Origin of the sequence: Actinosynnema sp. NPDC049800, from assembly GCF_040656635.1 — a bacterium.
GTDB lineage: Bacteria > Actinomycetota > Actinomycetes > Mycobacteriales > Pseudonocardiaceae > Actinosynnema.
Genome location: NZ_JBFAMT010000012.1, coordinates 20,276 through 46,269 on the forward strand (window position 1 = coordinate 20,276; position 25,994 = coordinate 46,269).

The 25,994-nt window shown below is 71.8% G+C and carries 30 protein-coding genes; 11 read left to right on the top strand and 19 right to left on the bottom strand.

Going from position 1 to position 25,994, the window contains the following annotated elements; genetic code table 11:
• Window positions 1-20: 20 nt before the first annotated feature.
• Window positions 21-947, top strand: coding sequence for a sigma-70 family RNA polymerase sigma factor (locus AB0I91_RS16745; RefSeq protein ID WP_499637530.1), 927 nt, complete (start codon window positions 21-23; stop codon window positions 945-947).
• Between the two features lie 6 nt (window positions 948-953).
• Here AB0I91_RS16745 and AB0I91_RS16750 read toward each other — a convergent pair whose 3' ends face one another.
• From AB0I91_RS16750 to AB0I91_RS16770, 5 genes are all read right to left on the bottom strand, one after another.
• Window positions 954-1,523 carry a carboxymuconolactone decarboxylase family protein gene (locus tag AB0I91_RS16750; RefSeq protein WP_498784002.1) on the bottom strand — a complete coding sequence of 190 codons (570 nt, stop codon included), beginning with the start codon at window positions 1,521-1,523 and terminating at the stop codon, window positions 954-956.
• 61 nt (window positions 1,524-1,584) lie between these two features.
• Entirely contained in the window at window positions 1,585-2,631 is a 1,047-nt protein-coding gene (locus tag AB0I91_RS16755) for a serpin family protein (protein WP_499637393.1), read from the bottom strand.
• The gene (locus tag AB0I91_RS16760; protein WP_498784006.1) at window positions 2,610-2,861 is read right to left on the bottom strand and encodes a hypothetical protein; all 252 of its coding nucleotides are present in this window, start codon (window positions 2,859-2,861) and stop codon (window positions 2,610-2,612) included. Before AB0I91_RS16760 ends, AB0I91_RS16755 begins: the two co-directional genes overlap by 22 nt.
• 20 nt (window positions 2,862-2,881) lie before the next feature.
• Window positions 2,882-4,144 carry a deoxyguanosinetriphosphate triphosphohydrolase gene (locus tag AB0I91_RS16765; RefSeq protein ID WP_498784008.1) on the bottom strand — a complete coding sequence of 421 codons (1,263 nt, stop codon included), beginning with the start codon at window positions 4,142-4,144 and terminating at the stop codon, window positions 2,882-2,884.
• Window positions 4,145-4,165: 21 nt separating this feature from the next.
• Entirely contained in the window at window positions 4,166-4,804 is a 639-nt protein-coding gene (locus AB0I91_RS16770; RefSeq protein WP_498784010.1) for a YdcF family protein, read from the bottom strand.
• A gap of 53 nt (window positions 4,805-4,857) precedes the next feature.
• Between AB0I91_RS16770 and AB0I91_RS16775 the strand changes: the two genes are divergently transcribed.
• Both AB0I91_RS16775 and AB0I91_RS16780 read left to right on the top strand, forming a co-directional pair.
• On the top strand, window positions 4,858-5,589 hold the full coding sequence (locus AB0I91_RS16775) for a Type 1 glutamine amidotransferase-like domain-containing protein (RefSeq protein WP_499637395.1): 732 nt from the start codon (window positions 4,858-4,860) through the stop codon (window positions 5,587-5,589).
• Between the two features lie 88 nt (window positions 5,590-5,677).
• A complete protein-coding gene (locus AB0I91_RS16780; RefSeq protein WP_499637397.1) occupies window positions 5,678-5,869 on the top strand; it encodes a hypothetical protein in 192 nt (63 codons plus the stop codon).
• Here the strand turns inward: AB0I91_RS16780 and AB0I91_RS16785 are convergent.
• Window positions 5,857-6,687, bottom strand: a complete 831-nt coding sequence (locus AB0I91_RS16785; RefSeq protein ID WP_499637399.1) for a hypothetical protein — start codon at window positions 6,685-6,687, stop codon at window positions 5,857-5,859. The genes AB0I91_RS16780 and AB0I91_RS16785 overlap by 13 nt on opposite strands.
• A gap of 126 nt (window positions 6,688-6,813) precedes the next feature.
• Between AB0I91_RS16785 and AB0I91_RS16790 the strand changes: the two genes are divergently transcribed.
• Window positions 6,814-7,269: a hypothetical protein gene (locus AB0I91_RS16790; RefSeq protein ID WP_498784018.1), complete on the top strand. Its 456-nt coding sequence runs from the start codon at window positions 6,814-6,816 to the stop codon at window positions 7,267-7,269.
• Between the two features lie 40 nt (window positions 7,270-7,309).
• Here the strand turns inward: AB0I91_RS16790 and AB0I91_RS16795 are convergent, their stop codons facing one another.
• Window positions 7,310-8,533 (bottom strand): NucA/NucB deoxyribonuclease domain-containing protein, encoded by a 1,224-nt coding sequence (locus tag AB0I91_RS16795; protein WP_498784020.1) that lies wholly within the window; start codon window positions 8,531-8,533, stop codon window positions 7,310-7,312.
• Between the two features lie 789 nt (window positions 8,534-9,322).
• Here AB0I91_RS16795 and AB0I91_RS16800 point away from each other — a divergent pair.
• Complete coding sequence (locus AB0I91_RS16800; protein WP_499618053.1) at window positions 9,323-9,784, top strand: DUF6194 family protein; 462 nt, start codon at window positions 9,323-9,325, stop codon at window positions 9,782-9,784.
• A 37-nt stretch (window positions 9,785-9,821) separates the two neighbouring features.
• On the opposite strand, the gene AB0I91_RS16805 is transcribed toward AB0I91_RS16800, so the two are convergent.
• The gene (locus tag AB0I91_RS16805; protein WP_499611061.1) at window positions 9,822-11,264 is read right to left on the bottom strand and encodes a SulP family inorganic anion transporter; all 1,443 of its coding nucleotides are present in this window, start codon (window positions 11,262-11,264) and stop codon (window positions 9,822-9,824) included.
• A 707-nt stretch (window positions 11,265-11,971) separates the two neighbouring features.
• On the opposite strand from AB0I91_RS16805, the gene AB0I91_RS16810 reads away from it, so the two are divergent.
• Window positions 11,972-12,892, top strand: a complete 921-nt coding sequence (locus tag AB0I91_RS16810; RefSeq protein WP_499637400.1) for an SEC-C metal-binding domain-containing protein — start codon at window positions 11,972-11,974, stop codon at window positions 12,890-12,892.
• 7 nt (window positions 12,893-12,899) lie between these two features.
• On the opposite strand, the gene AB0I91_RS16815 is transcribed toward AB0I91_RS16810, so the two are convergent.
• Window positions 12,900-13,331, bottom strand: coding sequence for an anthrone oxygenase family protein (locus tag AB0I91_RS16815; protein ID WP_498784031.1), 432 nt, complete (start codon window positions 13,329-13,331; stop codon window positions 12,900-12,902).
• A gap of 82 nt (window positions 13,332-13,413) precedes the next feature.
• Here AB0I91_RS16815 and AB0I91_RS16820 point away from each other — a divergent pair, with 82 nt between their 5' ends.
• Complete coding sequence (locus AB0I91_RS16820) at window positions 13,414-14,340, top strand: AraC family transcriptional regulator (RefSeq protein ID WP_499611054.1); 927 nt, start codon at window positions 13,414-13,416, stop codon at window positions 14,338-14,340.
• A 9-nt stretch (window positions 14,341-14,349) separates the two neighbouring features.
• On the opposite strand, the gene AB0I91_RS16825 is transcribed toward AB0I91_RS16820, so the two are convergent.
• Together AB0I91_RS16825 and AB0I91_RS16830 are read right to left on the bottom strand one after the other, a co-directional pair.
• Window positions 14,350-15,735 (bottom strand): glycine--tRNA ligase, encoded by a 1,386-nt coding sequence (locus tag AB0I91_RS16825; RefSeq protein WP_498784035.1) that lies wholly within the window; start codon window positions 15,733-15,735, stop codon window positions 14,350-14,352.
• A gap of 152 nt (window positions 15,736-15,887) precedes the next feature.
• A complete protein-coding gene (locus AB0I91_RS16830) occupies window positions 15,888-16,268 on the bottom strand; it encodes an antibiotic biosynthesis monooxygenase family protein (protein WP_498720217.1) in 381 nt (126 codons plus the stop codon).
• Window positions 16,269-16,285: 17 nt separating this feature from the next.
• Between AB0I91_RS16830 and AB0I91_RS16835 the strand changes: the two genes are divergently transcribed.
• From AB0I91_RS16835 to AB0I91_RS16845, 3 genes are read left to right on the top strand one after another with little or no spacing between them, the layout of a single operon-like run.
• Window positions 16,286-16,552 (top strand): DUF6703 family protein, encoded by a 267-nt coding sequence (locus AB0I91_RS16835; protein ID WP_498784037.1) that lies wholly within the window; start codon window positions 16,286-16,288, stop codon window positions 16,550-16,552.
• A 45-nt stretch (window positions 16,553-16,597) separates the two neighbouring features.
• The gene (locus AB0I91_RS16840; protein WP_372470458.1) at window positions 16,598-17,002 is read left to right on the top strand and encodes an ArsR/SmtB family transcription factor; all 405 of its coding nucleotides are present in this window, start codon (window positions 16,598-16,600) and stop codon (window positions 17,000-17,002) included.
• Window positions 16,999-17,442: a Fur family transcriptional regulator gene (locus AB0I91_RS16845; protein WP_498786892.1), complete on the top strand. Its 444-nt coding sequence runs from the start codon at window positions 16,999-17,001 to the stop codon at window positions 17,440-17,442. Before AB0I91_RS16840 ends, AB0I91_RS16845 begins: the two co-directional genes overlap by 4 nt.
• Before the next feature lie 15 nt (window positions 17,443-17,457).
• Here AB0I91_RS16845 and AB0I91_RS16850 read toward each other — a convergent pair whose 3' ends face one another.
• Both AB0I91_RS16850 and AB0I91_RS16855 read right to left on the bottom strand, forming a co-directional pair.
• Complete coding sequence (locus tag AB0I91_RS16850) at window positions 17,458-18,192, bottom strand: TIGR03943 family putative permease subunit (RefSeq protein ID WP_499611048.1); 735 nt, start codon at window positions 18,190-18,192, stop codon at window positions 17,458-17,460.
• Window positions 18,193-18,222: 30 nt separating this feature from the next.
• Window positions 18,223-19,233 carry a permease gene (locus AB0I91_RS16855; protein WP_499611045.1) on the bottom strand — a complete coding sequence of 337 codons (1,011 nt, stop codon included), beginning with the start codon at window positions 19,231-19,233 and terminating at the stop codon, window positions 18,223-18,225.
• A gap of 98 nt (window positions 19,234-19,331) precedes the next feature.
• Between AB0I91_RS16855 and AB0I91_RS16860 the strand changes: the two genes are divergently transcribed.
• The gene (locus AB0I91_RS16860; protein WP_499637402.1) at window positions 19,332-19,994 is read left to right on the top strand and encodes a class I SAM-dependent methyltransferase; all 663 of its coding nucleotides are present in this window, start codon (window positions 19,332-19,334) and stop codon (window positions 19,992-19,994) included.
• On the opposite strand, the gene AB0I91_RS16865 is transcribed toward AB0I91_RS16860, so the two are convergent.
• The 6 genes from AB0I91_RS16865 to era form a co-directional block, all read right to left on the bottom strand.
• Window positions 19,984-22,656 (bottom strand): P-loop NTPase fold protein, encoded by a 2,673-nt coding sequence (locus tag AB0I91_RS16865; protein ID WP_499637404.1) that lies wholly within the window; start codon window positions 22,654-22,656, stop codon window positions 19,984-19,986. The two genes, AB0I91_RS16860 and AB0I91_RS16865, sit on opposite strands and share 11 nt — an antisense overlap.
• A 96-nt stretch (window positions 22,657-22,752) precedes the next feature.
• Window positions 22,753-23,025, bottom strand: a complete 273-nt coding sequence (locus AB0I91_RS16870; RefSeq protein WP_499637406.1) for a hypothetical protein — start codon at window positions 23,023-23,025, stop codon at window positions 22,753-22,755.
• Window positions 23,025-23,453 carry a YbjN domain-containing protein gene (locus AB0I91_RS16875; RefSeq protein WP_230566865.1) on the bottom strand — a complete coding sequence of 143 codons (429 nt, stop codon included), beginning with the start codon at window positions 23,451-23,453 and terminating at the stop codon, window positions 23,025-23,027. The genes AB0I91_RS16870 and AB0I91_RS16875 overlap by 1 nt, the downstream gene beginning before the upstream one ends.
• Window positions 23,454-24,272 (bottom strand): isoprenyl transferase, encoded by an 819-nt coding sequence (locus AB0I91_RS16880; protein WP_498786897.1) that lies wholly within the window; start codon window positions 24,270-24,272, stop codon window positions 23,454-23,456. It abuts the gene before it with no gap.
• Window positions 24,273-24,326: 54 nt separating this feature from the next.
• Entirely contained in the window at window positions 24,327-25,079 is a 753-nt protein-coding gene (gene recO, locus AB0I91_RS16885; RefSeq protein WP_498786898.1) for a DNA repair protein RecO, read from the bottom strand.
• Window positions 25,080-25,091: 12 nt separating this feature from the next.
• A complete protein-coding gene (gene era, locus AB0I91_RS16890) occupies window positions 25,092-25,988 on the bottom strand; it encodes a GTPase Era (RefSeq protein ID WP_499611035.1) in 897 nt (298 codons plus the stop codon).
• Window positions 25,989-25,994: the final 6 nt, after the last annotated feature.

The window sequence follows — 25,994 nt, forward strand, 5'->3', positions numbered from 1 at the left end:
GCGAGTCTAGTGCTGGCAGACTGGTGCCCGTGACCACCGGTGAGGAGACCTTGGCGGCCGAGCAGACCCTGGCCTCGACCTTCACCGGGCACCGCGCCCACCTGGTCGGCGTGGCCTACCGGCTCACCGGCAGCGTCGCGGACGCCGAGGACGCGGTGCAGGAGGCGTGGCTGCGGCTGACCGGGCTGAGCCGGGAGGCCCGGGCGGACATCAGGGACCTGCGCGGCTGGCTGACGACCGTGGTGGGCCGGATCTGCCTGGACCGGCTGCGGTCGGCGGCGGTGCGGCGGGAGCGCTACGTCGGGCAGTGGCTGCCCGAGCCGTTGGTCACCTCCGGCGAGGACGACCCGTTGGACGCGGTGGTGCGCGACGACGGCGTGCGGCTGGCGGCGCTGGTGGTGCTCGACCGCCTCACGCCCGAGCAGCGGGTGGCGTTCGTGCTGCACGACGCGTTCAGCGTGCCGTTCGCGGAGATCGCCGACGCGTTGGGCTGCACGGTCGCGACCGCCCGTCAGCACGCCTCGCGCGGTCGCAAGGCGGCGGCCGACGCCGACCCGCCGCCGCGGGTGGCGCTGGAGGAGCAGCGCGAGGTGCTGGAGCGGTTCCTCCGGGCCCTGGCCACCGGCGACGTCGACGCGGTGATCGGCCTGCTGCACCCGGACGTGGTGCTCGTCGGCGACGGCGGCGGCAAGGCCAAGACCGCGGCCCGCGTCATCGACGGCGCGGACAAGGTGGCGCGCTTCATCCTCGGCCTGCTGCGCCGGTACGGCGACGTCGAGGGGCGGCCCGCGCTGGTCAACGGCGACGTCGGGCTGGTGTTCGGCGCCCAGGGCGAGCTCACGCCGCGCGTCGAGGCGGTCGTGGTGCGGGACGGCAAGGTGGCCGGCGTGTACGACATGTCGAACCCGGACAAGCTCGGCCACGTGCCGTTCCCCGAGGCCTCCTGAGACCGGTTACGGCATCGGCACCCGGCAGGCGTCACCCGAGGTGAACCCCTGGTCGGTGATGCCGAACGCCGAGTTGAACCGGCCGCGCTGGTTCTCCAGCGCGATCAGGTAGGTCAGCTCGACCAGCCCTTGGTGGCCCAGCCGCCGGTCGAGTTCGGCGACCTGCTCGTCGGTGACGGCGGTCGGGGTCTCGGTCATCGCGTCGGCGTAGGCGAGGGCCAGCTTCTCCAGCTCCGTGTACTTGTCCGAGGTGCGGTAGTCGTGGATCTCCTTGAGCCGGTCGACGTCCAGGCCCTCGTGCTTGATCAGCATGGTGCCGAAGTCGACGCACCACGAGCAGCCGAGCTTCACCGCGGTGAGGTAGACGACCAGCTCCCGCAACGACACGGGCAGCGTCTTGGCGGCCTTCTCCACTGCCATCTCGTGCCGCGCGCCCGCGACGAAGAGCCGCCGGTGGTGCGCCGTCACCGTGAACGGCTCCGGCACCGCCCCGAACCGCTTCTTGGCGAACCGGTAGGCGAAGCGCACCAGCGGGTTGGCCTGCTTGGTCGTGACGACCGGGATCCTGGGTGCCATGTTCCCCTCCTCGTTTCGGGTCTTCACCCGGTGGACGAGGAAGGGCTGCGGAACGTGACGGTCAGGGCTTGGCCACCTGGGCGAGGAAGAAGATCGCGCCCGTGTCGGCGTGCCGGACGAGCAGGAGGTAGGGCCGGTCGACGCGGACCGTGCGGGCCGGTTCGGCCGGGATGAACGAGGTCAGGCGCATCATCACGGCGGTCGCCGCCGCGCCCTCGAAGCCCTGCTCGTCCAGCCGCAGCACGGCTTCGTGCACCACGTCGTCCACGTAGAGCCGCGGGTCGGGGCTCAGGCCCGTGAGGTCGGCACCGCGGGCGAACATGGTGCGCACGCCGACCTGCTGCAACGACTCGGCGAGCGAGACGTTCACCGACAACGCCAGCTTCGGCAGGAACAGCTCGATCCGGTCGTGGTCCAACGCCTCCAGCACCTCGGGCACGCCTTCGGTGCCGCCGAGGTCGCCCTCGGGCAGCAGCACGACCGCCTCCACGCCGCCGCGCGCGGCCAGCGCCACGGCCTCCCACCCGTCACGTCGCGCGTACCGCATGGAGCCCTCGCGGCGCATGGTGGCCACGGTCCCGGCGCCGCGGAACGGCAGGTCGGCCGTGTCGTGCTCGGGGAACTCCTCGCTCCACGCGCACTTCAGGTACAGCGCGTTGACCAGCGTCGCGACCGTGTCGGACGTGATCGCGCCGGCGGCGAGCAGCTCGGGGACCAGCCCGCGGGTCGTCTCCGCCACGTCGGCGTTGATGAGCTTGCGGGCGCCCTCCGGGTCGCCGGCGAACGGCGCGGAGCGGGCCTTCGCGCCCGGCCACCCGGCCAGGTCGGTGAGGAAACCCTCGTTGAGCGGCAGTTCGTCCCACGCCCACAGCGTGTTGGCGACGGCGAACTCGGCGTCGTCGCCCACCACCGCGCCCTTGAGCACCTTGGCGTGGTCCGCGCCGAGCAGCGCGACCAGTTCGGCCTCCGTCTCGCCGCGCGCCGCCTGCGCCGTCATGCCGAGCGCGCTGGCCACCGAGTACGGCGACCAGCAGGCGTTGCGCGTGCGGTCGGGCGCGACGGCGTCGTGGAGGGTGAGGGCGAACGTCAGGTGCGCTCGATCAGGCACTGGGTCTCCTTAACCGCTATGGGGTCGTCCGGGATCGGACGTTCGCCCGCGCCGCTCGTGGGTCCGAGCGGCCGGGGGTGGCGTGGTTCGCGCACCCCGGCGGAGCCGTCGTCGCCGGGCTCGTCGTCCCACCCGTCGTACGGGAGCTCGGCGCCGACGTGCACCGGGTCGCGGGTCGGTCTGCGCCACGGCCAAGGACGGCCTGGCGGTCTGGTGGACTCATCGGCCATGGGGTCGAGTGTGCCACCGGTCACAGGGGTTCGGGGGCGGGACCGGCGAGCGCCCGCCGCCACGCCACGGCCTGGGCGTCGGTGAGCGAGGCGACCTGGTCGACCACGACGCGCAGCCGTTCGGCGTCGGTGCCGGCGGCGGCCCAGGAGGGGTGGAACGCGGGGTCGAGCGTGTCCGGGGCGCGCATCAGCAGGAGGTGGACCAGTTCGGCGACCAGCTCGCGTTGCCGGGCCTGCATGGCCAGCCGGGACGGGTCGCTCATCACGTACCGGACCGCGACCGCCTTGAGCAGCGCCACCTCGGCCGCGACCAGGGGCGGCACGACCAGGTCGGCCCGGTAGCGGCTCAGCGGACCGTCGCCGTGCACCTCGCGGGTCGCGCCGACGGCGGCGGAGGCGAACCGGCCGACCAGCTCGCTGGTGAGCCGCTTCAACGCGACCTGCGCGCGCAGCGAGCCGTCGTACTCGGCCAGTTCGGCGATCACCGGCAGGGCGAGCAGCTCGGTGGCGGCGGCTTCGAGCGCGGAGGTCGGCTCGTCGGAGAAGTGCTTGGCGGCGAGGCCCGCGATGGCGGCGCGCTCGGCCGGGTCGCCGAGGGCGGCCAGGCTGATCCGGTGCGCCAGCACGCCGTCCTCCACGTCGTGCACGGAGTACGCGACGTCGTCGGCCCAGTCCATGACCTGCGCTTCCAGGCACCGCCGTCGATCGGGCGCGCCTTCGCGGACCCACGTGAACACGTCGAGGTCGTCGTCGTAGGCGCCGAACTTCACCATCCCGGGACGGCGGGTCCACGGGTACTTGGTGGCCGCGTCGAGGCACGCCCGGGTCAGGTTGAGGCCCTTGGCGGTCTTGGGTTCGAGCCGGGTCAGGATGCGCAGGGTCTGGGCGTTGCCCTCGAAGCCGCCGCACGGACCGGCCAGCTCGTCGAGCGCGCGTTCACCGTTGTGGCCGAACGGCGGGTGCCCGATGTCGTGCGCGAGGCCGGCGGTGTCGACCACGTCCGGGTCGCAGCCGAGCTCCTCGCCGATGCCGCGGCCGATCTGGGCGACCTCCAGCGAGTGGGTGAGCCGGGTGCGGGGCACGCCGGTCACCTCCGCGCCCTCGCCCGGGCCGACGACCTGGGTCTTGCCCGCGAGCCGGCGCAGCGCCGCCGAGTGCAGCACGCGGGCCCGGTCCCGGGAGAACGGCGAGCGGCTCTCGGTGCGCGCTCCGGGCAGCACCGCTCCCTTGGGCGGCTCGGGGAGCAGCCGCGCGGAGTCGTGTCCGGTGTAGCCCTGGCTCATCCGCTCAGGGTAAGCGGCGACCTACAGCAGGATGCCGTCGAACGCGCCAGCCGGCGCCTTCATCAGGTGGTAGTAGAGCAGCGCGCCGGTCTCGCGGCGGATGTAGAACAGCTGGGTCTGGCGGGTCTGCACGTTCGGCCCGCTGCGGGTCGGCGAGGTCCACGCGGACAGGCCCTCGTCCTCGGCCATCGTGCGCGCCCGCAGCGAGTGCCACGGGTCGCTGACGATCACGGCCGTGGTGAGCGACTTCTCGCGGGCGGCGGCGGCGAGCGCCCGGATGCTGCCCAGGGTGTCGGTGCCCTCGCCGACTTCGAGGATCCGGTCGGTGGGCACGTCGTGCGCCTCCAACCACATCCGGCCGGCCTCGCCCTCGGTGAAGTTGTCGCCGGGCTGCCTGCCGCCGGTGGTGGCGATGTAGTTGACCACGCCCTGCTCGTACAGCCGGCGCGCGTGCTCCAGCCGTGCCTCCAGGACGTCGGAGGGCACGCCGTTGAACTGGGCCGCACCGAGGACCACGGCCATGTCGGCGTGGGCCCGGTCGTCCTCGCGGGCCACCTGCCACACGCGGAACGCCGTGCCGCCGACGACGAGGAGCCCGATCACGAGGCCGCCGAGGACGACGCGCGTGGCCAGCCTGCGGAGTCTCGGCAGGAACGTCACGCCGGGGATGATCCCACACCCGCGCGGGCGTGAGGGCTGCCAGGATCGCCGACATGGCAGCAGACCAGCCGACGATCGTGGCCACCTCAGGTGGTTTCCGCGCCGGGCGACGCACCAACCTGGAGTTCCACCGACTCGCGCACCACGCCGTGGACCTGTCCGGCGTGCACGGCCGGACACCGCGGGTGTGCCACATCGGCACCGCGTTGGGTGACCAGCGGTGGTTCAACGCGGACATCTCCGAAGCCGGGCAGCTGGCGGGGTGGGAGGTGTCGCACCTGAACCTGTTCACCATGCCGCCGACGACCGACGTCGCGGGCTTCCTCGGTTCGCACGACGTCGTGTGGGTCGGCGGTGGTTCGGTGGCGAACCTGCTGGCGGTGTGGGCGGTGCACGACCTCGGGTCGGCGCTGCGCGGCGCGTGGCAGGACGGCGTCGTGCTCGGTGGCGTGTCCGCCGGGTCGATCTGCTGGTTCCTCGGCGGCTCGACGGACTCGTTCGGCCCGGAGCTGCGCGTGATCACGAACGGCCTCGGTTTCCTGCCCTACGGCAACGGGGTCCACTACGACAGCGAGGCGGCGCGGCGGCCGACGATCCACGCGGCGGTGGCGGCGGGCGTGCTGCCGGAGACGCACTGCACCGACGACGGCGCCGGGCTCGTCTACCACGGCGCCGAACTCGTGGAGGCCGTGTCCGAACGGCGCACCGGCGGCGCGTACGTAGTCCGACGTGACGAATCTTCAGGAACCGCACAGGAGGAATCGCTCGACGTCAGGCGGTTGTGAAACGGACCGCGCGGAGGTGGGACGACGCCGGAGGACGGGGCGCACCTGACCGCAGACGTCGTCGTCCACGTGGACGATCAGCGCGCTCATGGCTCCAAGCGGGCGAAGCACCTGGCCTCGGGCCGCGTTCCTGTCCAAGGACCACCTCAAGTCACTCCGGTACGCCACCGAGGACGGCGAGCCGATCACCGGCAGCGCCAACGGCTTCGACCTCTCCATGTTCCGCCTGCGGAGGCCCTTGAGCGACACGCGGGCCGACGACTCGGGTCAGGCCCTCTGATACAGCTCGCGGGCCGTTCGGATGGCCGGGGCCACGACGCCGTCGAGGTAGGGCGTCGAGAACGACCTGCCCCAGTTCAGCGACGAGTGCGGCCCCATCTGGTGCGGGTGGCCGAACGACGCCAGGTAGACGGGTACGCCGGCCAGGTGGACGTGTTCGAGGTTCGGCGCGAGGGTGCGCGCCCGCGTCACGATGGAGTCGATCCCGGCGCGGGCGGGCCGGCTCTGCAGGACGCACAGCGTCGGCTCCAGCACCCGCACCGTGGCCGCCAGGTGCGGCAGGCAGTTCGCGGTCATCACCGGCGTCCCCCGCGAGGTGGTGGTCCCGGTGGCGACCGCCGAGCACAGCCGGACGTTGACCAGCGCGTAGGCGTCCATGACGTGCACGGGGCTCGGGGTGTTCGCCAGGTCGAGCAGCTCGCCACGCCGGTCCGGCCCCGGTTCGCGGCCGAACGCCAGTCGCAACGCGCTCGCGGTGCCCTTCATGTGCGGCTTCCGGCTGCGCGGGTCGCCGTCGATCACCGGCTGCTGCTCGGCCCGCCGCTCCGCCAGAGTGACGTGCTCGCGTTCCCTGCCGGTCTCCATGCCCAGCACGAGGACGCGCCACGGTCGGCCGTCCTCCACGATGTCGTAGTGGTGGCCGACGTGCGACAGCCGGCCGCGCCAGAACGACGTGCCCCGGCGCCGCAACGCCGACGCCCGACAGACGGTCTCCTTGTCACACGTGAACCCGCCGTCACCCAGCACGTGGACACTCATGTACCGGTCCAGCTCGGCGATGCGTGACCGGGTCCGCTCGGGGTCGCTGTGCGACGTCACCGGCAGGACGATAGATCGTCGTGCCCGCCCCGTACGCGGACGCGGCCATCCTGCACCCGCTCGCGGTGGTGACGGGGACGGGGATGCTGGTACACCACGGACCGCGAACTCCCAGAGGGGGCGGGGATGGCGAGGCTGCTGGCCGCGTTGGACGAGCACGTCACCGTCGAGTGGGGCAAGTTCGGCCTCATCGACGACGACCGGGTGGAGCCCGGCGAGCCGGGCTGGTCCGCGCTGGGCTCACCGGAGACGATGCTGACCGGCAAGAACGGCGCCGTCTTCCGCAGTGGCGGTGCCATGCACCTGGCGGCCGTGCGGCTGGAGTCGTGGGACGGGCCGGCGGACTCGCCCGAGGGGCGGTGGGACGTGGTGTGGGAGGACGAGATCCCCCTCACCTCCGGGGTGCTGCGACTGGTCACCGTGACGACCTGGGCGCCGGAGGGGACCCTGCGGCTGAGCGGTCCCGGTGTCCACGCGATGCGGGTGCACTGCCGCGGCCGCGAAGCCGCCGCCGAAGTGGGTTCCCTGCCTTACACGGAAGAGGTCGTCGAGCACTGGGTCATGCAGTTCTGGCCCCGGTGAGCGGCGGGACGGACGGGTCGACCGCCCGTCCCGCCCACCGTCACGGCGTCGGGTCGACGTGGAACGCGTCGCTGTCCAGGATGCGGTCGTAGGAGTACCACGCTCCCAGCCAGGTGCCGGCGGCCTCGTTGTCCGGGCCGGAGATGCGGCTCACCGAGAACCTCCCATCCCCGCGGGCCGCTCCCTGGTGGGTGGTGTTGAACGGGTATTCGTCACACTGGTACTTCCCGCCCTCGGCGTAACCGGAGCCCCATTCGGCGACGCACGCCTTCACCGCCTCCGCGCGGTTCTGGTTCGTGTTGTTGAAGTACCAGCGGGTGAGCGATTCGCCATTCACCGCACCGGGGATCGTCTTGCCGTCTATGCGCGGGATGGTGAGCTGCGGTGACTGCTGGGCGAGCCGGTAGTGCGCCGCCGACTCGGTCATCGCCGCGAATTCCGGCCGGCTCACCGGGATGTGCATGACGGCCTTGACCCTGCTGAAGATCGCGGCGTTGTTGCCGTTGAGGTTCAGGTAGTTGACGGTGTCGTACCGGACCTTCTGCGGCGGGCTGTCCTTCGTCTGGGGCTGCGAGCCGGGCAGCCCGACCACCCTCGCCGTCGCGCGGGACCAGAAGTCCATGTAGCCGAGCCGGTTGGGGTTCTCCGGCGTCAGCGCAGGCGCCGTGGACGTGAAGCGCGTGGCGTAGGCCGGCACGCGCTCCCACTCCGCGAGCGACTTCTCCAGGTCCGTCGGCTGTCGTGGGTCCTCGGTGCACTCGTCGCCGTTCAGCAGCGCGACGCACTCCAGGTCGAGCTTGAGGAACGTCGCTTCCTTGAGCGCCGGGGTGTTCGAGACGATGTCGTCGACGAACGTGACGAACCGGACCGCCCGGTCGCGCTCCGACCCGAAGCCCAGGATCGTGACGCGGAAGGTCGACTTCACGGTGACGCACTGGTTGAGCACGCAGATCCGGTCGCCCTTCTCGCCCTTCATGATGCGGCAGAAGGCGTAGTGGTTCTTGATCCACCCGTCGTCCGAGCCGGCGACGTCCGCGTGCTCGTGGCACTCGTCCGGGCCGGTGATGTAGTCGTACTCGAACGGCGGTGGTGACCAGCCCTGCGCGGTGAGCTGCGGCGGGCCGTAGTCCGACCGGTAGGTCGCCTTGGCGTCGCGGTCCTCCTGGCGCAGTTGCTCCAGGGTGGGCCGCGGACCGGTGCGCGCCCCCGTGTCACCGGTCGCCCCGACTTCGTTCGCCGGGTAGAACTTCAGCTCCGAGGACACCACCGTGCCCTTCGACAGTAGATCGGGCGGAATGGAATCGGGGGCAGCCGAAGCCGGCAGTGCACCACCCGCCACCGTGACCGATGCGATCAGTCCCGCCAGCAGGACACGAATCCACCCGCGTGAACGCGTTGAATGATTTTTCATCGCTCGCCTTCGTTGTCGTGAGAACAACGGCTTGAGAGGCAGCGAACAGTAAATCCCCCCAGCGCGTTACCGCGCTCAAATCACGCAGGACCCCCGTCCAGCAATGTGCCTCCCCTGCACGACCGCGAAGCTAGCAGCGCACAGCGACACCTGACAACATCTTTGAGTTATTCCAGATCGGCTCGCATTGATCATTCGAGGCGGCGGCGAACAACGGCATTTATCGGTGTGATTCCACGCGAGCAGCCCCGGGTCGCCGGGCGGCGGGATGGTCAGCACTTCCCGGATCGTGCGGACCGGCGTGTCCTCGCACGAGTAGACCAACCACTCCGGCGTGAACGGGTCCGCCTCCGGCGAGGGTTCCGCTGCGTGGCGTTGGTCGGTGTCGAACAGGAGGTCGTACCTCTCCGCGTCGCCATCACACCGGAAACCGAGGACACCGTCGCTCATGGGCACGACGTGCTCAGAGAGCGCTGTCTGCTGTTCGTTGCCGCGACTCGCGCCCGAGACGCCGTTCGGGTCTCGTACAGCCAGGCCGGAAGTCCATGCCTCGGCGTAACCAAGAGTTGAAGGTTTTCTCGCAGATTCCAGGAGATTCTCCGCTCAAGCTTCAACAAGGACTTCAAAGATACGCTTGAAGGTGTGAATGCCGAGGAGATGACGGAGCACCTCAAGTCCTATGCCGGTACCCGCGTGATGGAGGCGTACGGCGACACGTTCTTCCTCTACGACCCCGACGGCGACCTCCCGCCGGAGCGCCGGCTGCCGTTCGCGACGATCGTGACCGGCGACAACTACGAGCGGGTGTCCCGGTTGAGCGAGCCGGGGGCCTACCGGCTCAACATCGGGCTCACCAAAGCGACTTACACCGCGATGTTCGGCGCCGTGCCGACCGAGCGCGACGAGGAGGGCGTGCTGGAGACCGGGTTCGACTACGCGGAACGGGATCGCGTGATGCCGCACCCGGTCTACGCGTCGCAGCACTGGGTCTGCGTGGTGTCGCCGGGCGAGGCGACGCTCGACGCCGTCCGGCCGCTGCTCGCCGAGGCGCACGCGTTCGCGGCGCGCAAGCACGCCAACCACGCCCGGCGGACCGGGTCCTGAGGCCCCCGGCGCGGGATCGCCGCGCCGGGGGCCCGGCTCAGTCGGACACCGGGTGGATCAGCTCCACGCTGCCGCGTCTCGCGGCCCAGTGGTCGATCGCCTGTCCGCACGCCTGGTCGAGGTGGCGGACGCCGGTCAGGTCGACGCGGACGTGCTTGCTGTCCGGCACGGCCTCCAGGGTCTCCAGCAGGCCCGGCAACTTGAGGAACGTCGCGTTGCCGCGCACCGCCACGTGGTGGTGGTCCTCGCCGTGCGCGGTCACCGTGACGGTCAGGCGGGACATGTCCCAGGCCGTCTTGACCACCGCCGCGAGCAGGCCCGCCAGGGTGCCGGTGAGCAGGTCCGTCACCACGATCAGGCCCGCGGTGAGCACCAGGACGGCGGCTTCCGCCCGGTGCGCGCGGGCCAGGGCCAGGACCTGTCCGAGCGCCAGGAGCTTCCACCCCGCCTGCACCAGCAGCGCGGCCAGGACCGCCAGCGGCACGTAGGACAGCACGCCCGGCAGCAGCACGACGAACACCAGCAGCCACACGCCGTGCAGCACGCGGGACAGCCGGGTGCGGGCGCCTGCGTCCACATTGGTCGCGCTGCGCACGATCACGGCGGTCATCGGCAACGCGCCGAGCACACCGCACACCGCGTTGCCGACGCCCTGCGCCACCAGCTCCCGGTTGTACCGCGTGCGCGGCCCGCTGTGCATGCGGTCCACGGCCGCCGCGCTGAACAGGCTCTCCGCCGACGCCACCAGGGCGAACGTCAGCATCGCGCCCAGCACGCCCGCGTCCAGCGGGGAGAAGTCGACCAGGGACACCACGTCGGTCAGCGGGCCGACCGAGATGCGCGGCAGCGGGAGCAGCGCGCCCACCGCCGAGGCGACCACGACGGCCACCAGCATCCCCGGCACGGCGCGCCACGGCGTGCGCTTCCACAGCCACGCCACGACCAGCGTCAGCACGCCGACGGCCAAGCCGCTCAAGCCGACCGGCGTCGTCACCGCGGTCCGCGCGAGGTCGGCCAGGCCCGCGAACTTCTCGCCGGTCGTGGCGGGCTGATCCTGCCCGCCGAACGGGTAGAGCTGGCCGAGCACGAGCACCAGGCCGATGCCCGCGAGCATGCCCTGGACCACGGCCGGCGAGATGGCGCGGAACCAGCGGCCCAGCCGCAGCAGGCCCAGGGAGATCTGGAGCAGTCCCGCGCCGAGCACGATGAGGCCGAGCGCCGCCAACCCGTGCTCCGCGACGGTGTCCGCGACCAGCACGGTCAGGCCCGCCGCCGGGCCGCTGACCTGCATGGTGCTGCCGGGCAGCAGGCCGACCACGAGGCCGCCCACCACGCCGGTGATGATGCCCAGTTCCGCCGGCACGCCGGAGGCGACGGCGATGCCCACGCACAGCGGGAGCGCCACCAGGAAGACCACCAGCGAGGCGCCGACGTCGGGCCAGAAGGTCGGCGGCGCCGGTCGTTCGGTCCGGGTGCTCACGCGCCGACCCCCGGATCGTTCACGGTGCGTGATGTCGTGCGGGTGAAGGGTTCGGGCTCGCCGGCGGGCCCGCGTCCCATTTTCCGGGAAACGCGAGGTGAATGCGCACGGGCGGGCCGGAGCCGTTGACGGAATTCCATTCGGTTTACCCCACTCGTCGTTGGTCGGACGATGCGATCTACTGGCGGTGGGGCGCCGATCAGTTCCGGAACACCTGTAAAGCCGACGGCGTGGTCCAGGAACGGAGGTGTTCTTCGCGGCCTCGTCCTACGGGCGGCGATGTGCTCACGGTAGCGCGGCGGGTCGTGCCGGGAACGTCGCGGTGAGAGCGCGCGGCCGGTCTGGCCGGCCACGATCGGGTGGACCAAGATCGCGGCTCGGGGCCCTGGCGGCACTCGCGGGCGGGTTCTTCCTCCGAGCCGGCCGCGCTGTGCCCGACCGGGGCGGCGCGCACGACGCCGACGTGGCCGAACGGGGAGGGTGCGAGCACGGCGACGAGCGCCAAGGCCATCGCGACGACGACGACACGCGCCATGACACCCCCCGATGAGCCGCGCCTGTGATCAAGTGTCACAAATCCGGGTGACGTGACGGTTAATCCGGAACCGCCTACGCCCACTCCGCCCGATATTCACTCGATGGTTCGTGACGCAGATCATCTACCGGGTATTTCAATCACTGTGAGTGATCGAAATACCCTGTGCGGGGTGGAGACTGGCACGCCGGCGGACATCGCCGCACAACTGCAAGCCGATCTGGAGCAGTACCCGGACGAGCGGACGCAGATCCTGATCGAGGCAGCCGAGACGTGGCGCCAGGCCGGCGAGGGCGAACGTGCCGTCGCACTGCTGGAGCAGGCCGTCGCCGAGGGCGGTGAGGACGCCGACGAGGCCCGCGTGGCGCTGGCCGACGTGCTGTTCGCCCTCGACCGGGTCGAGCAGGCCGAGGCCCAGCTCGACACCCTCCGGCGCGAACGGCCGCCGTCACCGGCGCCGTACCACCTGGCGGCCGAGCTGCTGGAGGAACGCGGCTCCCTCGACGAGGCGCTGACCTGGTACGGCATGGCCCTGTCCCGGTTGACCGAGGAGGAGCTGGCGCAGCGGTCGGGCGAGTTCGGGTTCGCCTCCTACGCCAACACCGTCCTGGCCGGCCGGCGACGTGTGCGCCAGGCCCTGGCGATGCCCCCGGACGAGCTCGACGAGTCGGTCCGGTCCATGGAGGACCACGCGGAGGAGTTCGCCCGCGCCCTGACGCCGCGGGCGTCGCCGAAGGAGGCGCGGGTGCTGTTCTGGCCTCGCGGCGAGATCTCCCGCGCGCACGAGACGTGGCCGCAGCTGGTGCAGCACGCTGACGAGGAGACCGTCCTCGCCGACCGCGAGGCAGCCAACCGCGAGCTGTCCGAGTCGGGCGTCGCCCGGATCACCATGGTGCCGCTGACCGTCCACCGGCTCTTGGACTTCGCGGCCAGGACGGGTGGCGATCCCGCCGACGAGCAGATCCGCCTGGCGTGCCTGGCGGAGATCGTCGAGGAGGGCGGCGCGGTCGCCTGGCCGCTCGCCCGCAACGCGCCCTGCTGGTGCGGTTCGGCCGCCAAGTACAAGAAGTGCTGCGGCCGCCCAGGCCGGTGAACCACGCCTAAGAGAGGGCTGCGAGGGTGAACGAGGCGGCAGCCGCGACCGAGAGCAGCGCCCGGACGTGGTTCATGGGCACCCACTCGCGGAGGTAGCGGGTCCAGTACTCGGTCGTGCCGAGCCGTTCGAGCTCGTTGTTGCGCGGGATGTGGAACGCGCCCGTGAGCACGATCCCGCCGAGGACGTAGAGCGCCGCGCCCGCCCACGCCCAGGGGTCGCCCTCGAACGCCGCGACCACACCGACCACCGCCGTGCCGACGAAGACGCCGATGAACGCGGGGTTCACCACGGCGAGGTTGATCGCCCGCATGGCGGCGACGCCGACCGCCGGCTCGGCCCGCCGCAGCCCGGGCATGACCATCGCGGAGAACGCGAAGAAGACTCCAGCCATCATCCCGCAGCCGAGGGCCGCGATGATCGTCACCGTGGGGAACATGGACCCAGTCAAGTGGACGGGTCCTCGACTTTCCATCGCTCGACGCCTCGATCGCATACGCGAGCGTCTTAGGCTGGCGGCCGTGGACGTTCTCGCCGGGCTGCTGGACGGGCCGCGCGCCCGTGGCGCGTTCCTCATGCGCACCGTCCTGGACCCGCCGTGGTCGCTGCGCATCGAGGACCGCGCGCCGTTGACCGTGGTGGCGATGGTGCGCGGCGGCGGGTGGTTGCTGCCGCACGACGGCGATCCCGTGCCGCTGGGCGCCGGTGACGTCGCCGTGCTGCGCGGGCCCGACCCGTACGCGTTGGCCGACGACCCGGGCACGCCCGTGCAGGCGGTGGTCCACCCCGGCGAGATCACCACCACGCCGGACGGCGCCGCGCTGTGCGAGCAGTGGGGCCTGGGCGTGCGCACGTGGGGCGCGAACCCCGACGGGTCGGTGGTGATGCTCAGCGGCACGTACCAGTTGGACGGCGAGGTGAGCCGACGGCTGCTGTCGGTGCTGCCGCCGTTCCTCGTGGCGCCGCGCGCGGAACTGCCGCTGGTGCCGCTGCTGGCCGACGAGATCACCCGGGACGAGCCGGGCCAGGAGGCGGTGCTGGACCGCCTGCTCGACCTGCTGCTGATCTCCGTGCTGCGGTCGTGGTTCTGCCGTCCGGAGGCGGAAACGCCGACCTGGTACTCGGCGCACGCCGACCCCGTGGTGGGGCGCGCGCTGCGGCTGCTGCACGGCGACCCGGCGCGTCCGTGGACGGTGGCGACGCTGGCCGACGCCGTCGGCGTGTCCCGGGCCGCGCTGGCCAGGCGGTTCACCGAACTGGTCGGCGAACCGCCGATGGCCTACCTGACGGACTGGCGCCTCACCCTGGCAGCCGACCTGCTGCGCGAACCGTCCGCCACCGTCGCCGCGGTGGCCCGCCAGGTCGGCTACAGCACCGCGTTCGCGCTGAGCACGGCGTTCAAGCGGGAACGCGGCGTGAGCCCCTCCGAGCACCGCGCGGGCGCGTGAGCGAAGCCGCTAGGCGCCGATCAGGCGGGCGGCGAGGTAGCCCTCCAGCTGGTCCATCGACACCCGCTCCTGCGACATGGTGTCGCGCTCCCGCACCGTCACGGCGTGGTCGGTGAGGGTGTCGAAGTCGACCGTCACGCAGAACGGCGTGCCGATCTCGTCCTGCCTGCGGTAGCGGCGGCCGATGGCGCCCGCGTCGTCGAACTCGATGTTCCAGTGCTTGCGCAGCGCGTTGGCCAGGTCCTTGGCCTTCGGCGACAGGTCGGCGTTGCGCGACAGCGGCAGCACGGCGGCCTTCACCGGCGCCAGCCTGCGGTCCAGGCGCAGCACGACCCGCTTGTCCACCCCGCCCTTGGCGTTCGGCGCCTCGTCCTCGGTGTAGGCCTCCAGCAGGAACGCCATCATCGGCCGGCCGACACCCGCGGCGGGCTCGATCACGAACGGCCGGTAGCGCGAGTTGGTGGCCTGGTCGAAGTACGACAGGTCGACGCCCGAGTGCTCCGAGTGCGTGGTCAGGTCGAAGTCGGTGCGGTTGGCGATGCCTTCCAGCTCACCCCACTCCTGGCCACCGAACCGGAACCGGTACTCGATGTCGACGGTGCGCTTCGAGTAGTGCGACAGCTTCTCCTTGGGGTGCTCGTAGTGCCGCAGGTTCTCCTTGGAGATGCCCAGCTCGTTGTACCAACGCGTGCGCTCGTCGATCCAGTACTGGTGCCATTCCTCGTCCGTGCCCGGCTCGACGAAGAACTCCATCTCCATCTGCTCGAACTCGCGCGTGCGGAAGATGAAGTTGCCCGGCGTGATCTCGTTGCGGAAGCTCTTGCCGATCTGGCCGATGCCGAACGGCGGCTTGCGGCGCGACGTGGTCTGCACGTTGAGGAAGTTCGTGAAGATGCCCTGCGCGGTCTCCGGGCGCAGGTAGTGCAGGCCCTCCTCGGTCTCCACCGGGCCGAGGTGGGTCTTGAGCAGGCCGTTGAACATCTTCGGCTCGGTGTACTGGCCGCGGGTGCCGCAGTTCGGGCACGGCACGTCGGAGACGTCGCCCTCCGCGACCTGCTTGCCGGTGCGCTCGGCGTACTCCTCGACCAGCGTGTCCTGCCGGAACCGCTTGTGGCACGAGTTGCACTCGACCAGCGGGTCGACGAACGCCTCCACGTGACCGGACGCCGCCCACACCTCGCGCGGCAGGATCACCGACGAGTCGAGGCCGACCACGTCCTCGCGGCCGCGCACCATGAAGTTCCACCACTGGCGCTTGATGTTGTCCTTCAGCTCGACGCCGAGCGGACCGTAGTCCCAGGCCGACCTGGTGCCGCCGTAGATCTCGCCGCACGGGTAGACGAACCCGCGACGCTTGCACAGGCTGACGACGGTCTCGATGCGATCGGCTGCCACGGACACTCCATCGGGAGATGCAGAAAGGGACGGAAACGGGCTTGCCAGGGTAGTCCTTGCCGTCGGGCAGCCCTCGGGCGACCGGGCCGCACCCGTGCGCGCACGTTCCGGTGACGGCGGCGTCCGGAGGCGGGGTCTCGGGACCGGCCCGCTCAGCGCGGAGTCGTCGGACCTGCGGCTTCGCCGAGGCGGACGGTGCCGGCGTCGTGCGCCAGCAGGCTCACCTCGCGGCGGACCGCGCCGTCGGCGGCCACCAGCAGCGGTTCGTAGGCGGCCGGCTCGTCGGTGCTCGCCTCCGAAAGCAGGGGGATGACGTGCTCGCGCACCTCGAACGGCGACAACGCCCGCCGGTAGGCGACCACGGAGTCGAACTCGACCGTCAGCACGAAGCGGTCCGCCTCGTCGGTCGACCGCGACAGCTGGGCACGTCGGCAGCCGGGCTGGGCGGTGAGCAGGGCCAACGCCCGGTCGACGCGCCCGGTGAACGCCTCGACCCCGGTTTCCGCCACGGTGAAGCGGCACACGAGCAGCACGGTGCAAGGATGCCACGGTGGCTGGTGACTCGAAGCGGACCCTGATCCCCGGTGCCGGACCGCTCTCGCGGGTGCCCGCGCCGGCGGCGTTCCTGCTGGTCTTGGCGCTGTTCCTGGCGGGCGTGTGGCTGCGGGGCACGGTGGGCGCGCTGCTGCTGGGCCTGCTGGCCCTCGGCGTGGCGGCGCTGCTCGCCACCACGTGGCCCCTGCTCACGCCGAGCGCACGCGTGTTGAGACTGCTCGTCCTGGCCGTGCTGGTGCTCGTCACGGTGTCCGTGCTCTAGCGCCGTAGTATCGGTGGTGAAAATCCATACCACGTGGGAGGCGCCGTGACGGCAGGAGTGCGGGGCGAACACGTGCACTCCCCGGAACGCCGGGTGCCACCACCGGCGCCGCGGCAGCCGACCCGGACCCTGTCCGCGGCCGGCGAGCTGCTGCGGGCGCTCGCCGCGCCGGTGCGGATCGCGATCGTGCTGCAACTGCGCGAGGCGGACCGGTGCGTGCACGAGTTGGTCGAGGCGCTGGGCGTGGCCCAGCCGCTGATCAGCCAGCACCTGCGGGTGCTCAAGGCCGCGGGCGTGGTGCACGGCGAGCGGCACGGCCGCGAGGTCGTCTACCGGCTCGTCGACGAACACCTCGCGCACATCGTGGTAGACGCGGTGACCCATGTGGACGAGGGGCCGCCGCGTGGTATCAACCAGACCGACCGGACCCCCCGGACGGAGGAGATGTGACCACTAGCGAGCGCCCGACCACCGCGGTGCCCGGGCTGCGCTCGACCAAGCAGCGCACCGCCGTGTCCAAGCTGCTCGACTCGCTGGGCGAGTTCCGCTCGGCCCAGGAGCTGCACGAGGAGCTGCGCAAGCGCGGCGAGGGCATCGGCCTGACCACGGTCTACCGCACGTTGCAGTCGCTGGCCGACGCCGGCGAGGTCGACGTGCTGCGCACCGACTCCGGTGAGGCGATCTACCGCCGCTGCTCCCAGCACCACCATCACCACCTGGTGTGCCGCGGGTGCGGCCGCACGGTGGAGGTCGAGGGCCCGGCGGTGGAGAAGTGGGCCGACCGGATCGCGGCGGAGAACGGGTTCGTCGAGGTCAGCCACACCGTGGAGATCTTCGGCACGTGCCGCGACTGCTGCGACGGCGGCCGAGCCGAGGCCCGGCACTCCTAGCCCGGGCCTCGTGGCTCAGCCCTCGTAGGTGTCCTCGGGCGCGGTGATCGGCACGACCTGCGACACCGTGAACGTCGGCACGAACGCGCTCTCCTTGGTCGCCGAGCCGGGCACCACCCGGCCGGTGGCCTCGACCCACTGGTCGGTCGGCAGCGCGGCGAAGTCCTGACCGACCATCTTCGCCTTGACCGGCGAGGCGTCGGCGGCGCAGCACGAGATCGTCAGCCGGGCGATGAACACGTCGGCGTCCTTGCGCACCACGAACCCGGTGAGCTTGACCGTGCGGTCGTCCAGCGAGCCGGAGTCGTCCCACGCGGTGCGGGTGACGAACTCGCCGATGGTGAGCGGCACGACCTCGTCGGACGGCAGCGGGGCGAACCCGCTCGACGCCTTGGCCTCCTGGGCGGCGTTGCGGTCGGACCGGTTGACCGTGTCCGCGCCCAGCGCCGGCGGGCTGATCAGGAACACCGCGAGCACCGGCAGCAGCAGCATCCACGGGCTGCGCGACGAGCCGTGCTCGTGCCCGGCGTGCTCGATCCCGCTGGGCTCCGCCTGACCTGCCCGGGACTGCCCGGCGCGGATGTCACGGGCGATCGACACCAGGGCCAGCACCACCATGACGCCGCCGGTCACGACCAGCCACGGCTGCAACGACTCCTTGACGTACCGCAGGTACGTGCCGGTCAGCGCGAGCTTGAGCAGCGCGCCGCCGAGCAGGACCAGCAGGATGTTCTGCGTCTCACGCCTCATGGGTCCCCACGCCTCCTCGGTTCTCCCGCCTCACAGGAACACCGCTCCCGCCGCCAGGGCCGACGCGATCGCGACCAGGAACGTGGCCGGTGCGAAGCGCGCCGCGAAGGACTTGCCGAACGCGCCCGCCTGCAGCGCGATGAGCTTGACGTCGACCGCCGGGCCGACCACCAGGAACACCAGCCGGGGCAGCAGCGGCAGCGCCGACATCGAGGCCGCCACGAACGCGTCCGCCTCGCTGCACAGCGCCAGCACCACGGCCAGCAGCGACAGCACCACGACGGCCAGCACGATCTGACCGCCCAACGTCTCCAGCCACGCCTGCGGCACGAGGACGTTGAACGCCGCCGCGAACACGCCGCCGAGCACCAGGAACCCGCCCGCGTCGACCAGGTCGTGCCGCGCGGTCTCGGCGAACACCAGCCAGCGGGACGACCCGTCGTGGTCGGGCAGGCGGCGCAGCGCGCGTTCGGCGATCCACTCGGCCTTGCCGAACCGGGTCCACAGCCAGCCCATGACCACGGCGGTGAGCAGCGCGCCGACGAACCGCGCGGGCACCATCATCGGCGCGTTGGGGAACGCCACGGCCGTGGACACGAGCACGATCGGGTTCACCGCGGGCGCCGCGAGCAGGAACGTCAGCGCCACGGCGGGCGCCACGCCCTGCTGCATCAGGCGGCGGGACACGGGCACGGCCGCGCACTCGCAGCCGGGCAGGGCCACCCCGGCGACACCGGCGACGGGCACGGCCAGCGCGGTTCTCGTCGGCAGCGCCCGGCGCAGCACGGTGGCCGGGATGAACGCCGCGATCGCACCGCTGATCAGCACGCCGAGGACGAGGAACGGCAGCGCCTGCACGCACACCGCGACGAACACCGTCGACGCCGTGCGCAGCACCGGCACGTCGAGCACGCCGACCAGCCAGTCCTGCAACAGCAGCGCCGCCACGAGCAGCACGCAGAGCACTTCCAGCGAAGTGATCTTCCAGCGCGGCGGCGGACGGCGCGGCCCCGCGCCCCGGATCTCGCCAGTGATTGTCACTTTCGAGATGATGCCAGAACCACCGCCGACGGCTCACCGACCTACGTCGGGTCTTCAGCCGCCGGCCACGTGACCGTCACGGGCGGTAGGTTCGGAGTGTGGACTGGCACGGGTGGCACGCCGACTACGACCGCCCGGACTCCGCGCTCGCCCGGCGACTGCGGGCCGTCCAAGCGCAGGTCAGGGCCGCGTTGGACGACAGCCCGCCCGGGCCGCTGCGGGTGGTCTGCCTGTGCGCGGGGCAGGGGCGCGACCTGCTGGAGGTGCTCGCCGACCACCCCCGGCGGCACGACGTCCGCGCGCGCCTGGTCGAGTTGGACCCGCGGAACGCGGCGGTCGCCGAGGCGACGGCCCGGGCGGCCGGCCTGACCGGGGTGGAGGTGCGGACGGCCGACGCCTCGCTCACCGACCACTACCGCGACCTCGCGCCGGCGGACCTCGTGCTGGTCTGCGGCGTGTTCGGCAACATCACCGACGAGGACATCGAGCGGACCGTCGACCACTGCGCCCAGCTGTGCCGGACGGGCGGCACGGTCATCTGGACCCGCCACCGCGGCGCGCCGGACCGCGTGCCGCTGATCTGCGAGTGGTTCGAGGAGCGCGGCTTCGCCCGCCGTTGGCTGTCCGACCCGGACGCCGGCTTCGGCGTCGGCGCCCACCGCTTCCACGCCGAACCGCAACCGCTGGCCGCGGGCGTGCGGATGTTCACGTTCGTCGGGTACGAGGTCCTCGAGAAGGACGCCGGAACGGTCAGCGGTTGAAGTAGGAGAACCGCCGGACGTGCGGCACCCACTCGCGGAACACGGTGAGGTCCGGCAGCGTGACCAGGTCGGTGATCGCCTGGAGCCCTCGGTGCAGGCGCAGCCAGTTGGCCGCCTCGTCGGCCGTGACCGCGCCGACGATCGGTGACCGCCCGTCGCGCGGCAGGAGGTCGCCCGCGAACTCCGCCCACGTCCCGCCCGGGTCGCGATGCACGAGCCCGCCCCGCACATCCGCCGAGTCCGGTGGCGCGCCGAGCACGTCGACGGCCAGCGTGGGCGCCGCGGCGGTGATCCCGAGCAGCACGACCACCGCCTGGAACTCGCCCGGCCGGTCGTCGTCGCCGAGGAAGCGCGCCGCGTCGCCGAGGTCGCGGGTCGCGCGGATCATCCGGTAGACGTTGAGGAGTCGCTTCGCCGCGCGCGGGGTGTCCACCAGGCGGTCGAGCGCGTCCAGGAACCGCAGCTCCGGCGCGGTCAGCGGCCGGGCGGGCTTCGTCGAGCCCGGTGCGTCCAGCTGCGCGCCGGATTCGACGGTCAGCCCGTCGGACGGCGCGCCGCCGTCCGCGGTGGGTGGCGGTGGGGTCGTCGGACCGACTGGCGGGCTGTCGGTCTCCACCATGGAGCGCAGGACCGAGCCCAGGCTGCCCGGGGCCATGCCGGGCAGGGTGAACGGGATGTTGATGATCTTCTCGAGGTAGTCCTCCGGCAGGACCCGCCACGGCGACGCGGCGGTGTCGGCGTCGTGCAGGACGCCCGCGTAGTGGTCCCGCAGGGAACCCACGAGCCACCGCGGGTCCACGCCGACCACCACGACGAACAGGTCCATGGCCAGCAGCAGGTGCACGGCCTCCATGACCTGGACCACCTGCCGCGGCTCGCACCGGTCGAGGTCGTCGATGTGCAGCACCACGCGGTCGACCGGCCGGGTCTCCGGGTCCGCCTCCGGGTGCGCCCGCCAGTCGGCCAGCAGCGCGACGAGCTGCTCGAAGTCCTTGCGCAGCGTCGACACGACACCGAGGTCGCGCGTGTAGGTGTCGCCCGTGGCCCGCTCGGCGACGAACGCCGACATCCGGCGTGCCGGGTCGAGGTCGGCCAGCTCACGGCCCAGCTCGCCGACCTGGGTCACCACCTCGTCCAGCTGCGCCCGGGCGACGAGGTGGTCGGCTTCCGCCTTGCGCAGCTGGTCAACGGTCTCGGCGACGTGCTCGCGGACGCGTTCCTCGTGCACGCGGTCCAGACCGCCGCGGATGTCCTCGGCCAAGGTCCGCAGCTCGCCCAGCCCGTTGCGGGCACGCAACAGCAGCCCACCACCCAACGCGGCGAGGAGCGCGCTCACCGCGCCGCCGAGCCACGTGATCAACGGCACGGCCAGCCCGGCTGCTGCCGTGACGCCGAGCACCACGGCCGCCGCCACCAGCGCCATCTTGCCGCTGCGGTCGCGTGGCAGCTCGCTCAGCGCGTCCACGTCGGACTTGCTCTCCCGCAACTGCCGGGACAGCAGCCTGCCCTGCTCGACCTCGTCGGCGACGCCGATCCGCTTCCACACCCGGTCCAGCCGATCCTGGAGCGCGGTCGACTCGCGCAGGGCGGTGATCAGGTCACGTGTGCCGGAGACGTGTTCCTGGTCGGCTTCGTCCACCTTGGCCTTGAGGCGGGCGACCTCCGCCTCGGCCCGCTGGTTGACCTTGCCCAGCTCGACCCGCCGGTCGAGCTTCTCGGCCAGCACGCGCTGCAGCTCGCTGCGCCGCCGTTCCGGTCCCGGGTCGGGCTCGGCGAGCGCCCGGAAGATCACGTCGGCCAGGCTCGCCCACAGGTTGGTGTCCGCGTAGTGCCAGGCGTTAAACCCGATCTGCACGACGCGGTGGCAGTACTTCGGTGATCCGGAGCCTGCCAGCTCCTCGATCCGGCCGCGCAGCATGCCCATGAAGAAGCTCTTGCCCGCGCCCCAGTCGCCGAACACGCCGATCGACAACGGCGTCGGGGTGGCGCGTTCGGCGATCACCGTCGCCAACATCGACACGTACGCGCCGACGCCGAGCCGGTCACGTTCCAGCGGGATCGGCTTCGACGGGTCGACAAGGTCGCTGGACACGCCACCGGCCAACTCGTCGGACACCTCGACGGTCCCCAAGGACCCTGCCGGGTGATCGCCGGCGGACCACTGCCGCTCGACCACCTCCACGACGTGCACGCGACGAGCGAACAGCACGACCCGGCGCAGGCCCCGCCGGGCCGGTGACCGCAGGGCCCGCACCACCGCCGGCACGGCGACCGCTGCCACGTCCTCCAAGTCGAGTCCGAGGACACCGGTGGCGAGCAGCGGGATCGCGACACCCGTCGCGCCCGCGCGGGCGGCGGCGAGGACGGCCGCCCCCGTCGCGCCCGCTACGGAGTCCTCGCTCACCCCACCGTCCGCGCCGTGCGGCGAGGCAAGCACCACGAAGCGGACCGACCCGAGGTCCGCAGGCTCGACCACCCGCGGTCGTGACGACGGAATGCGCGACAGGTCGAGCCCTTCGATCATTTCCGCGAAAGAAGGGAACCGCTGCGCCAGCCCGGCGCCGAGTTCGCCGAAGCTCCCGCCGACGGAGACGACCAAGGCGTCGACCCCGAGGTCCCACGGATCGTCGGTGGCGGCGACCTCCACCAGCACACCGTCCACGGCTCCGAGACCCCTGACGGTTAGCGAACCCACCACTGCACCCCCGGTACGGTCGACGCTCGGTCGGGCCGACCGTACCGGTTCGGTCACGCAGCGTTACACGGGGTTCTCTTCCTCGTCACGCAGCTCGGCGATCGTCGCCAGCACGTCCACCGCCTCCGTGACCGGGAGCAGCGGCTCGACCACGGCGGTCACGCCGCGGCTCGCAGCCAGCACTTCCTCGGCCAGCCGCACGGCGTCGTCACGCTCGTAGGGCCCGCACACGAACGAGGCCCACTCCTCCCCCGCCGACGCCTCGAACGTGATGGCCCACGGCAGGCCCTCCACGTCCGTCTCGTCGTCGGGCTCGTACACGATCACCCCGGCCATCAGGCACCGTCCCCGGTTCCGGCCAGCAGCTCGTTGCGCAGCTGCGAGGCAGTGGACACGACCAGCATCAGCAGCGTGCTCAACGGCTCCGGCTTGAGCCCTTCGGCCGGGAACGCGTAGCGCAACGTCACGTCCATCCCGCGCTCGGTGTTCACCACGCCGAGCGTGCCGAACAGGCCCTGACCGGCGCGTTCCGCGGCGGACACGGCCAGGCTGGGGTCGTTCGGCAGGTCCCACGCCACCACGCAGGTCAGGCTGAGCACGGTCAGGCCGTCGGCCAGCCGCATCGCCTGCACCGCGCACGGCACCTCGGCGTGCTGGAAGCTCAGCGCGCCGTCGTCGTCGACGTGCACCTCGTGGAACATCTCCAACGCCTCGCGGGCCGCGGTGAGCAGCTCCGCGGTCACCTTGGCGTCCTCGTCGGTCACTTAAGAATCCTCCACGTCGGGCTTGTCCACGGCGCCTCCGAAGCGCCGGTCGCGCATGGCGTACGCCTCGCAGGCGCGCCACAGGTCGAGCCGGTCGAAGTCCGGCCACAGGATGTCCTGGAACACCAGCTCCGCGTACGCCGACTGCCACAGCAGGAAGTTCGACGTGCGCTGCTCGCCGGACGGCCGGATGAACAGGTCCACGTCCGGCATGTCGGGCTGGTACATGTGCTTGGCGAGGGTCCGCTCGTCGACCTTCTCCGGGTTGATCTTGCCCGCCGCGGCCAGCCGGGCGATCTCCCGCGCCGCGTCGCCGACCTCGGCCCGCCCGCCGTAGTTGATGCACATCGCCAGGTTCAGCACGTCGTTGTCCTTCGTGCGCTCCTCGGCGACCTCGAGCTCCTTGATGACGCTGCGCCACAGCCTTGGCCGTCGGCCCGCCCACCGCACCCGCACGCCGAGCTCGTCCAGCTCGTCGGTGCGGTGGTGGATCACGTCGCGGCTGAAGCCCATGAGGAAGCGGACCTCCTCCGGGCTGCGCCGCCAGTTCTCGGTGGAGAACGCGTACAGCGACAGCCACTTCACGCCCATCTCGATCGCGCCCTTGGCCGCCTCCACCACGACGGCCTCGCCGCGCTTGTGCCCCTCGATCCGGGACAGGCCGCGCTGGTTGGCCCAGCGGCCGTTGCCGTCCATCACGATCGCGATGTGCCTGGGCACGAGGTCCGCGGGCAGCACCGGCGGCGTGGCGCCGGTGGGGTGCGGTTCCGGGGGTCGGGGAACGCGCTGGACGCGCTCAACCCGCCGTCGGCGGAGCATGGCTGTCCTCTCAGGGGGTGTGCTGCGGAGGGGTTTCTCGTGCGGCAGGCGACTCTAACCGTCGGTCGCCTGCGCCTTTCTCTCGACCAACGGCAGCGACCGCAACTGGCGCTCCAGGTGCCACTGCAGGTGCGCGGCGACCAGGCCGCTCGCGTCGCGGCGGGCGACGGCGGGAATGCCGTCCACCTCGTCCCACCGGCCGTGCAGCAGCGCCGCGAGCAGGCGCAACGTGTCGGTGGACGGCGTGGCGCTGCCCGGCGGACGGCACCGCGGGCACACCATGCCGCCCGCGTGCACGTTGAACGCCTTGTGCGGGCCGGGGTCGGCGCAGCGGGCGCACTCGTCGACCGCCGGCGCCCAGCCCGCGAACGCCATCGCGCGCATCAGGTAGGCGTCGAGGATGAGCGAGGCGTCCCGCTCCTTGGCCGCCAGCGCCCGCAACGCGCCCGCGACCAGCAGGTACAGCCGCAGGACGGGTTCGCCCTCCTCGGAGGTGAGCCGGTCGGCGGTCTCCAGCACCGCGCACCCCGCCGTGTAGCGCTGGTAGTCGTCCACCAGCACCACGCCGAACGCGTCCAGCGTCTCCACCTGCGTGATCACGTCCAGCGACCGGCCCGGGTAGAACTGCACGTCGACGTGCCCGAACGGCTCCAGCCGCGCGCCGAACCGCGACGACGTGCGGCGCACGCCCTTGGCCACCGCGCGCAGCTTGCCGTGCCTCTGGGTGAGCAGCGTGATGATCCGGTCGGCCTCGCCGAGCTTCTGCACCCGCAGGACCACACCGGTGTCGCGGTAGAGGTTCGCCACCTTCGCCAGTCCCTAGAAACCCAGTCTGCGCAGCTGCTTCGGGTCGCGCTGCCAGTCCTTGGCGATCTTGATGTGCAGGTCGAGGTACACGCGGGTGCCGAGCAGCTTCTCGATGTGCCTGCGGGAGGTGATGCCGACCTGTTTGAGGCGCTCGCCCCGGTGGCCCAGGATGATCGCCTTCTGGCTCGGCCGCTCCACGAACACGTTGGCGTGGATGTCCACCAGGTCGTCGCGCCCCTCGCGGGGCAGCATCTCCTCGACCACCACCGCGATCGAGTGCGGCAGCTCGTCGCGCACGCCCTCCAGCGCGGCCTCCCGGATCAGCTCGGCGACCAGGGTCAGCTCCGGCTCGTCGGTCAGCTCGCCGTCCGGGTACAGCGCCGGTCCCTCCGGGAGCTTGCCCAGCACCAGGTCGGCCAGGGCGTCGACCTGGTAGCCGTTCACCGCGGACACCGGGATCAGCTCGGCGAAGTCCATCACCTTCTGCAGCGCGAGCAGCTGCTCGGCCACCTGCTGCTGACCGACCAGGTCGGTCTTGGTGACGATGCCGATGACCGGGGTGCGCTTGGCGATCTTCTCCAGCTCGGCGGCGATGAACTTGTCGCCGGGGCCGACCTTCTGGTCCGCGGGCACGCAGAACCCGACCACGTCCACCTCGCTCCACGTCTCCCGCACCAGGTCGTTGAGGCGCTGGCCGAGGAGCGTGCGGGGGCGGTGCAGGCCGGGGGTGTCCACGAGGACCAGCTGGCCGTCCTCGCGGTGCACGATGCCCCGGATGGTGTGCCGGGTGGTCTGCGGTTTGCTCGACGTGATCGCGACCTTGGTCCCGACCAGCGCGTTGGTCAACGTCGACTTGCCTGCGTTGGGGCGGCCGACGAAGCACGCGAACCCGGAACGGTAGCCATCCATCCGTCC

Bases quoted from the DNA above. Each gene is read 5' to 3' on its own strand.
- AB0I91_RS16870 (WP_499637406.1), bottom strand. From the start codon at position 23,025: ATGGCCGGGGTGATCGTGTACGAGCCCGACGACGAGACGGACGTGGAG.
- AB0I91_RS16760 (WP_498784006.1), bottom strand. From the start codon at position 2,861: ATGGCCGATGAGTCCACCAGACCGCCAGGCCGTCCTTGGCCGTGGCGC.
- AB0I91_RS16815 (WP_498784031.1), bottom strand. From the start codon at position 13,331: ATGTTCCCCACGGTGACGATCATCGCGGCCCTCGGCTGCGGGATGATG.
- AB0I91_RS16750 (WP_498784002.1), bottom strand. From the start codon at position 1,523: ATGGCACCCAGGATCCCGGTCGTCACGACCAAGCAGGCCAACCCGCTG.
- AB0I91_RS16880 (WP_498786897.1), bottom strand. From the start codon at position 24,272: ATGCTCCGCCGACGGCGGGTTGAGCGCGTCCAGCGCGTTCCCCGACCC.
- era (WP_499611035.1), bottom strand. From the start codon at position 25,988: ATGGATGGCTACCGTTCCGGGTTCGCGTGCTTCGTCGGCCGCCCCAAC.
- AB0I91_RS16850 (WP_499611048.1), bottom strand. From the start codon at position 18,192: ATGAGGCGTGAGACGCAGAACATCCTGCTGGTCCTGCTCGGCGGCGCG.
- AB0I91_RS16780 (WP_499637397.1), top strand. From the start codon at position 5,678: ATGGCTCCAAGCGGGCGAAGCACCTGGCCTCGGGCCGCGTTCCTGTCC.
- AB0I91_RS16775 (WP_499637395.1), top strand. From the start codon at position 4,858: ATGGCAGCAGACCAGCCGACGATCGTGGCCACCTCAGGTGGTTTCCGC.
- AB0I91_RS16765 (WP_498784008.1), bottom strand. From the start codon at position 4,144: ATGAGCCAGGGCTACACCGGACACGACTCCGCGCGGCTGCTCCCCGAG.
- AB0I91_RS16790 (WP_498784018.1), top strand. From the start codon at position 6,814: ATGGCGAGGCTGCTGGCCGCGTTGGACGAGCACGTCACCGTCGAGTGG.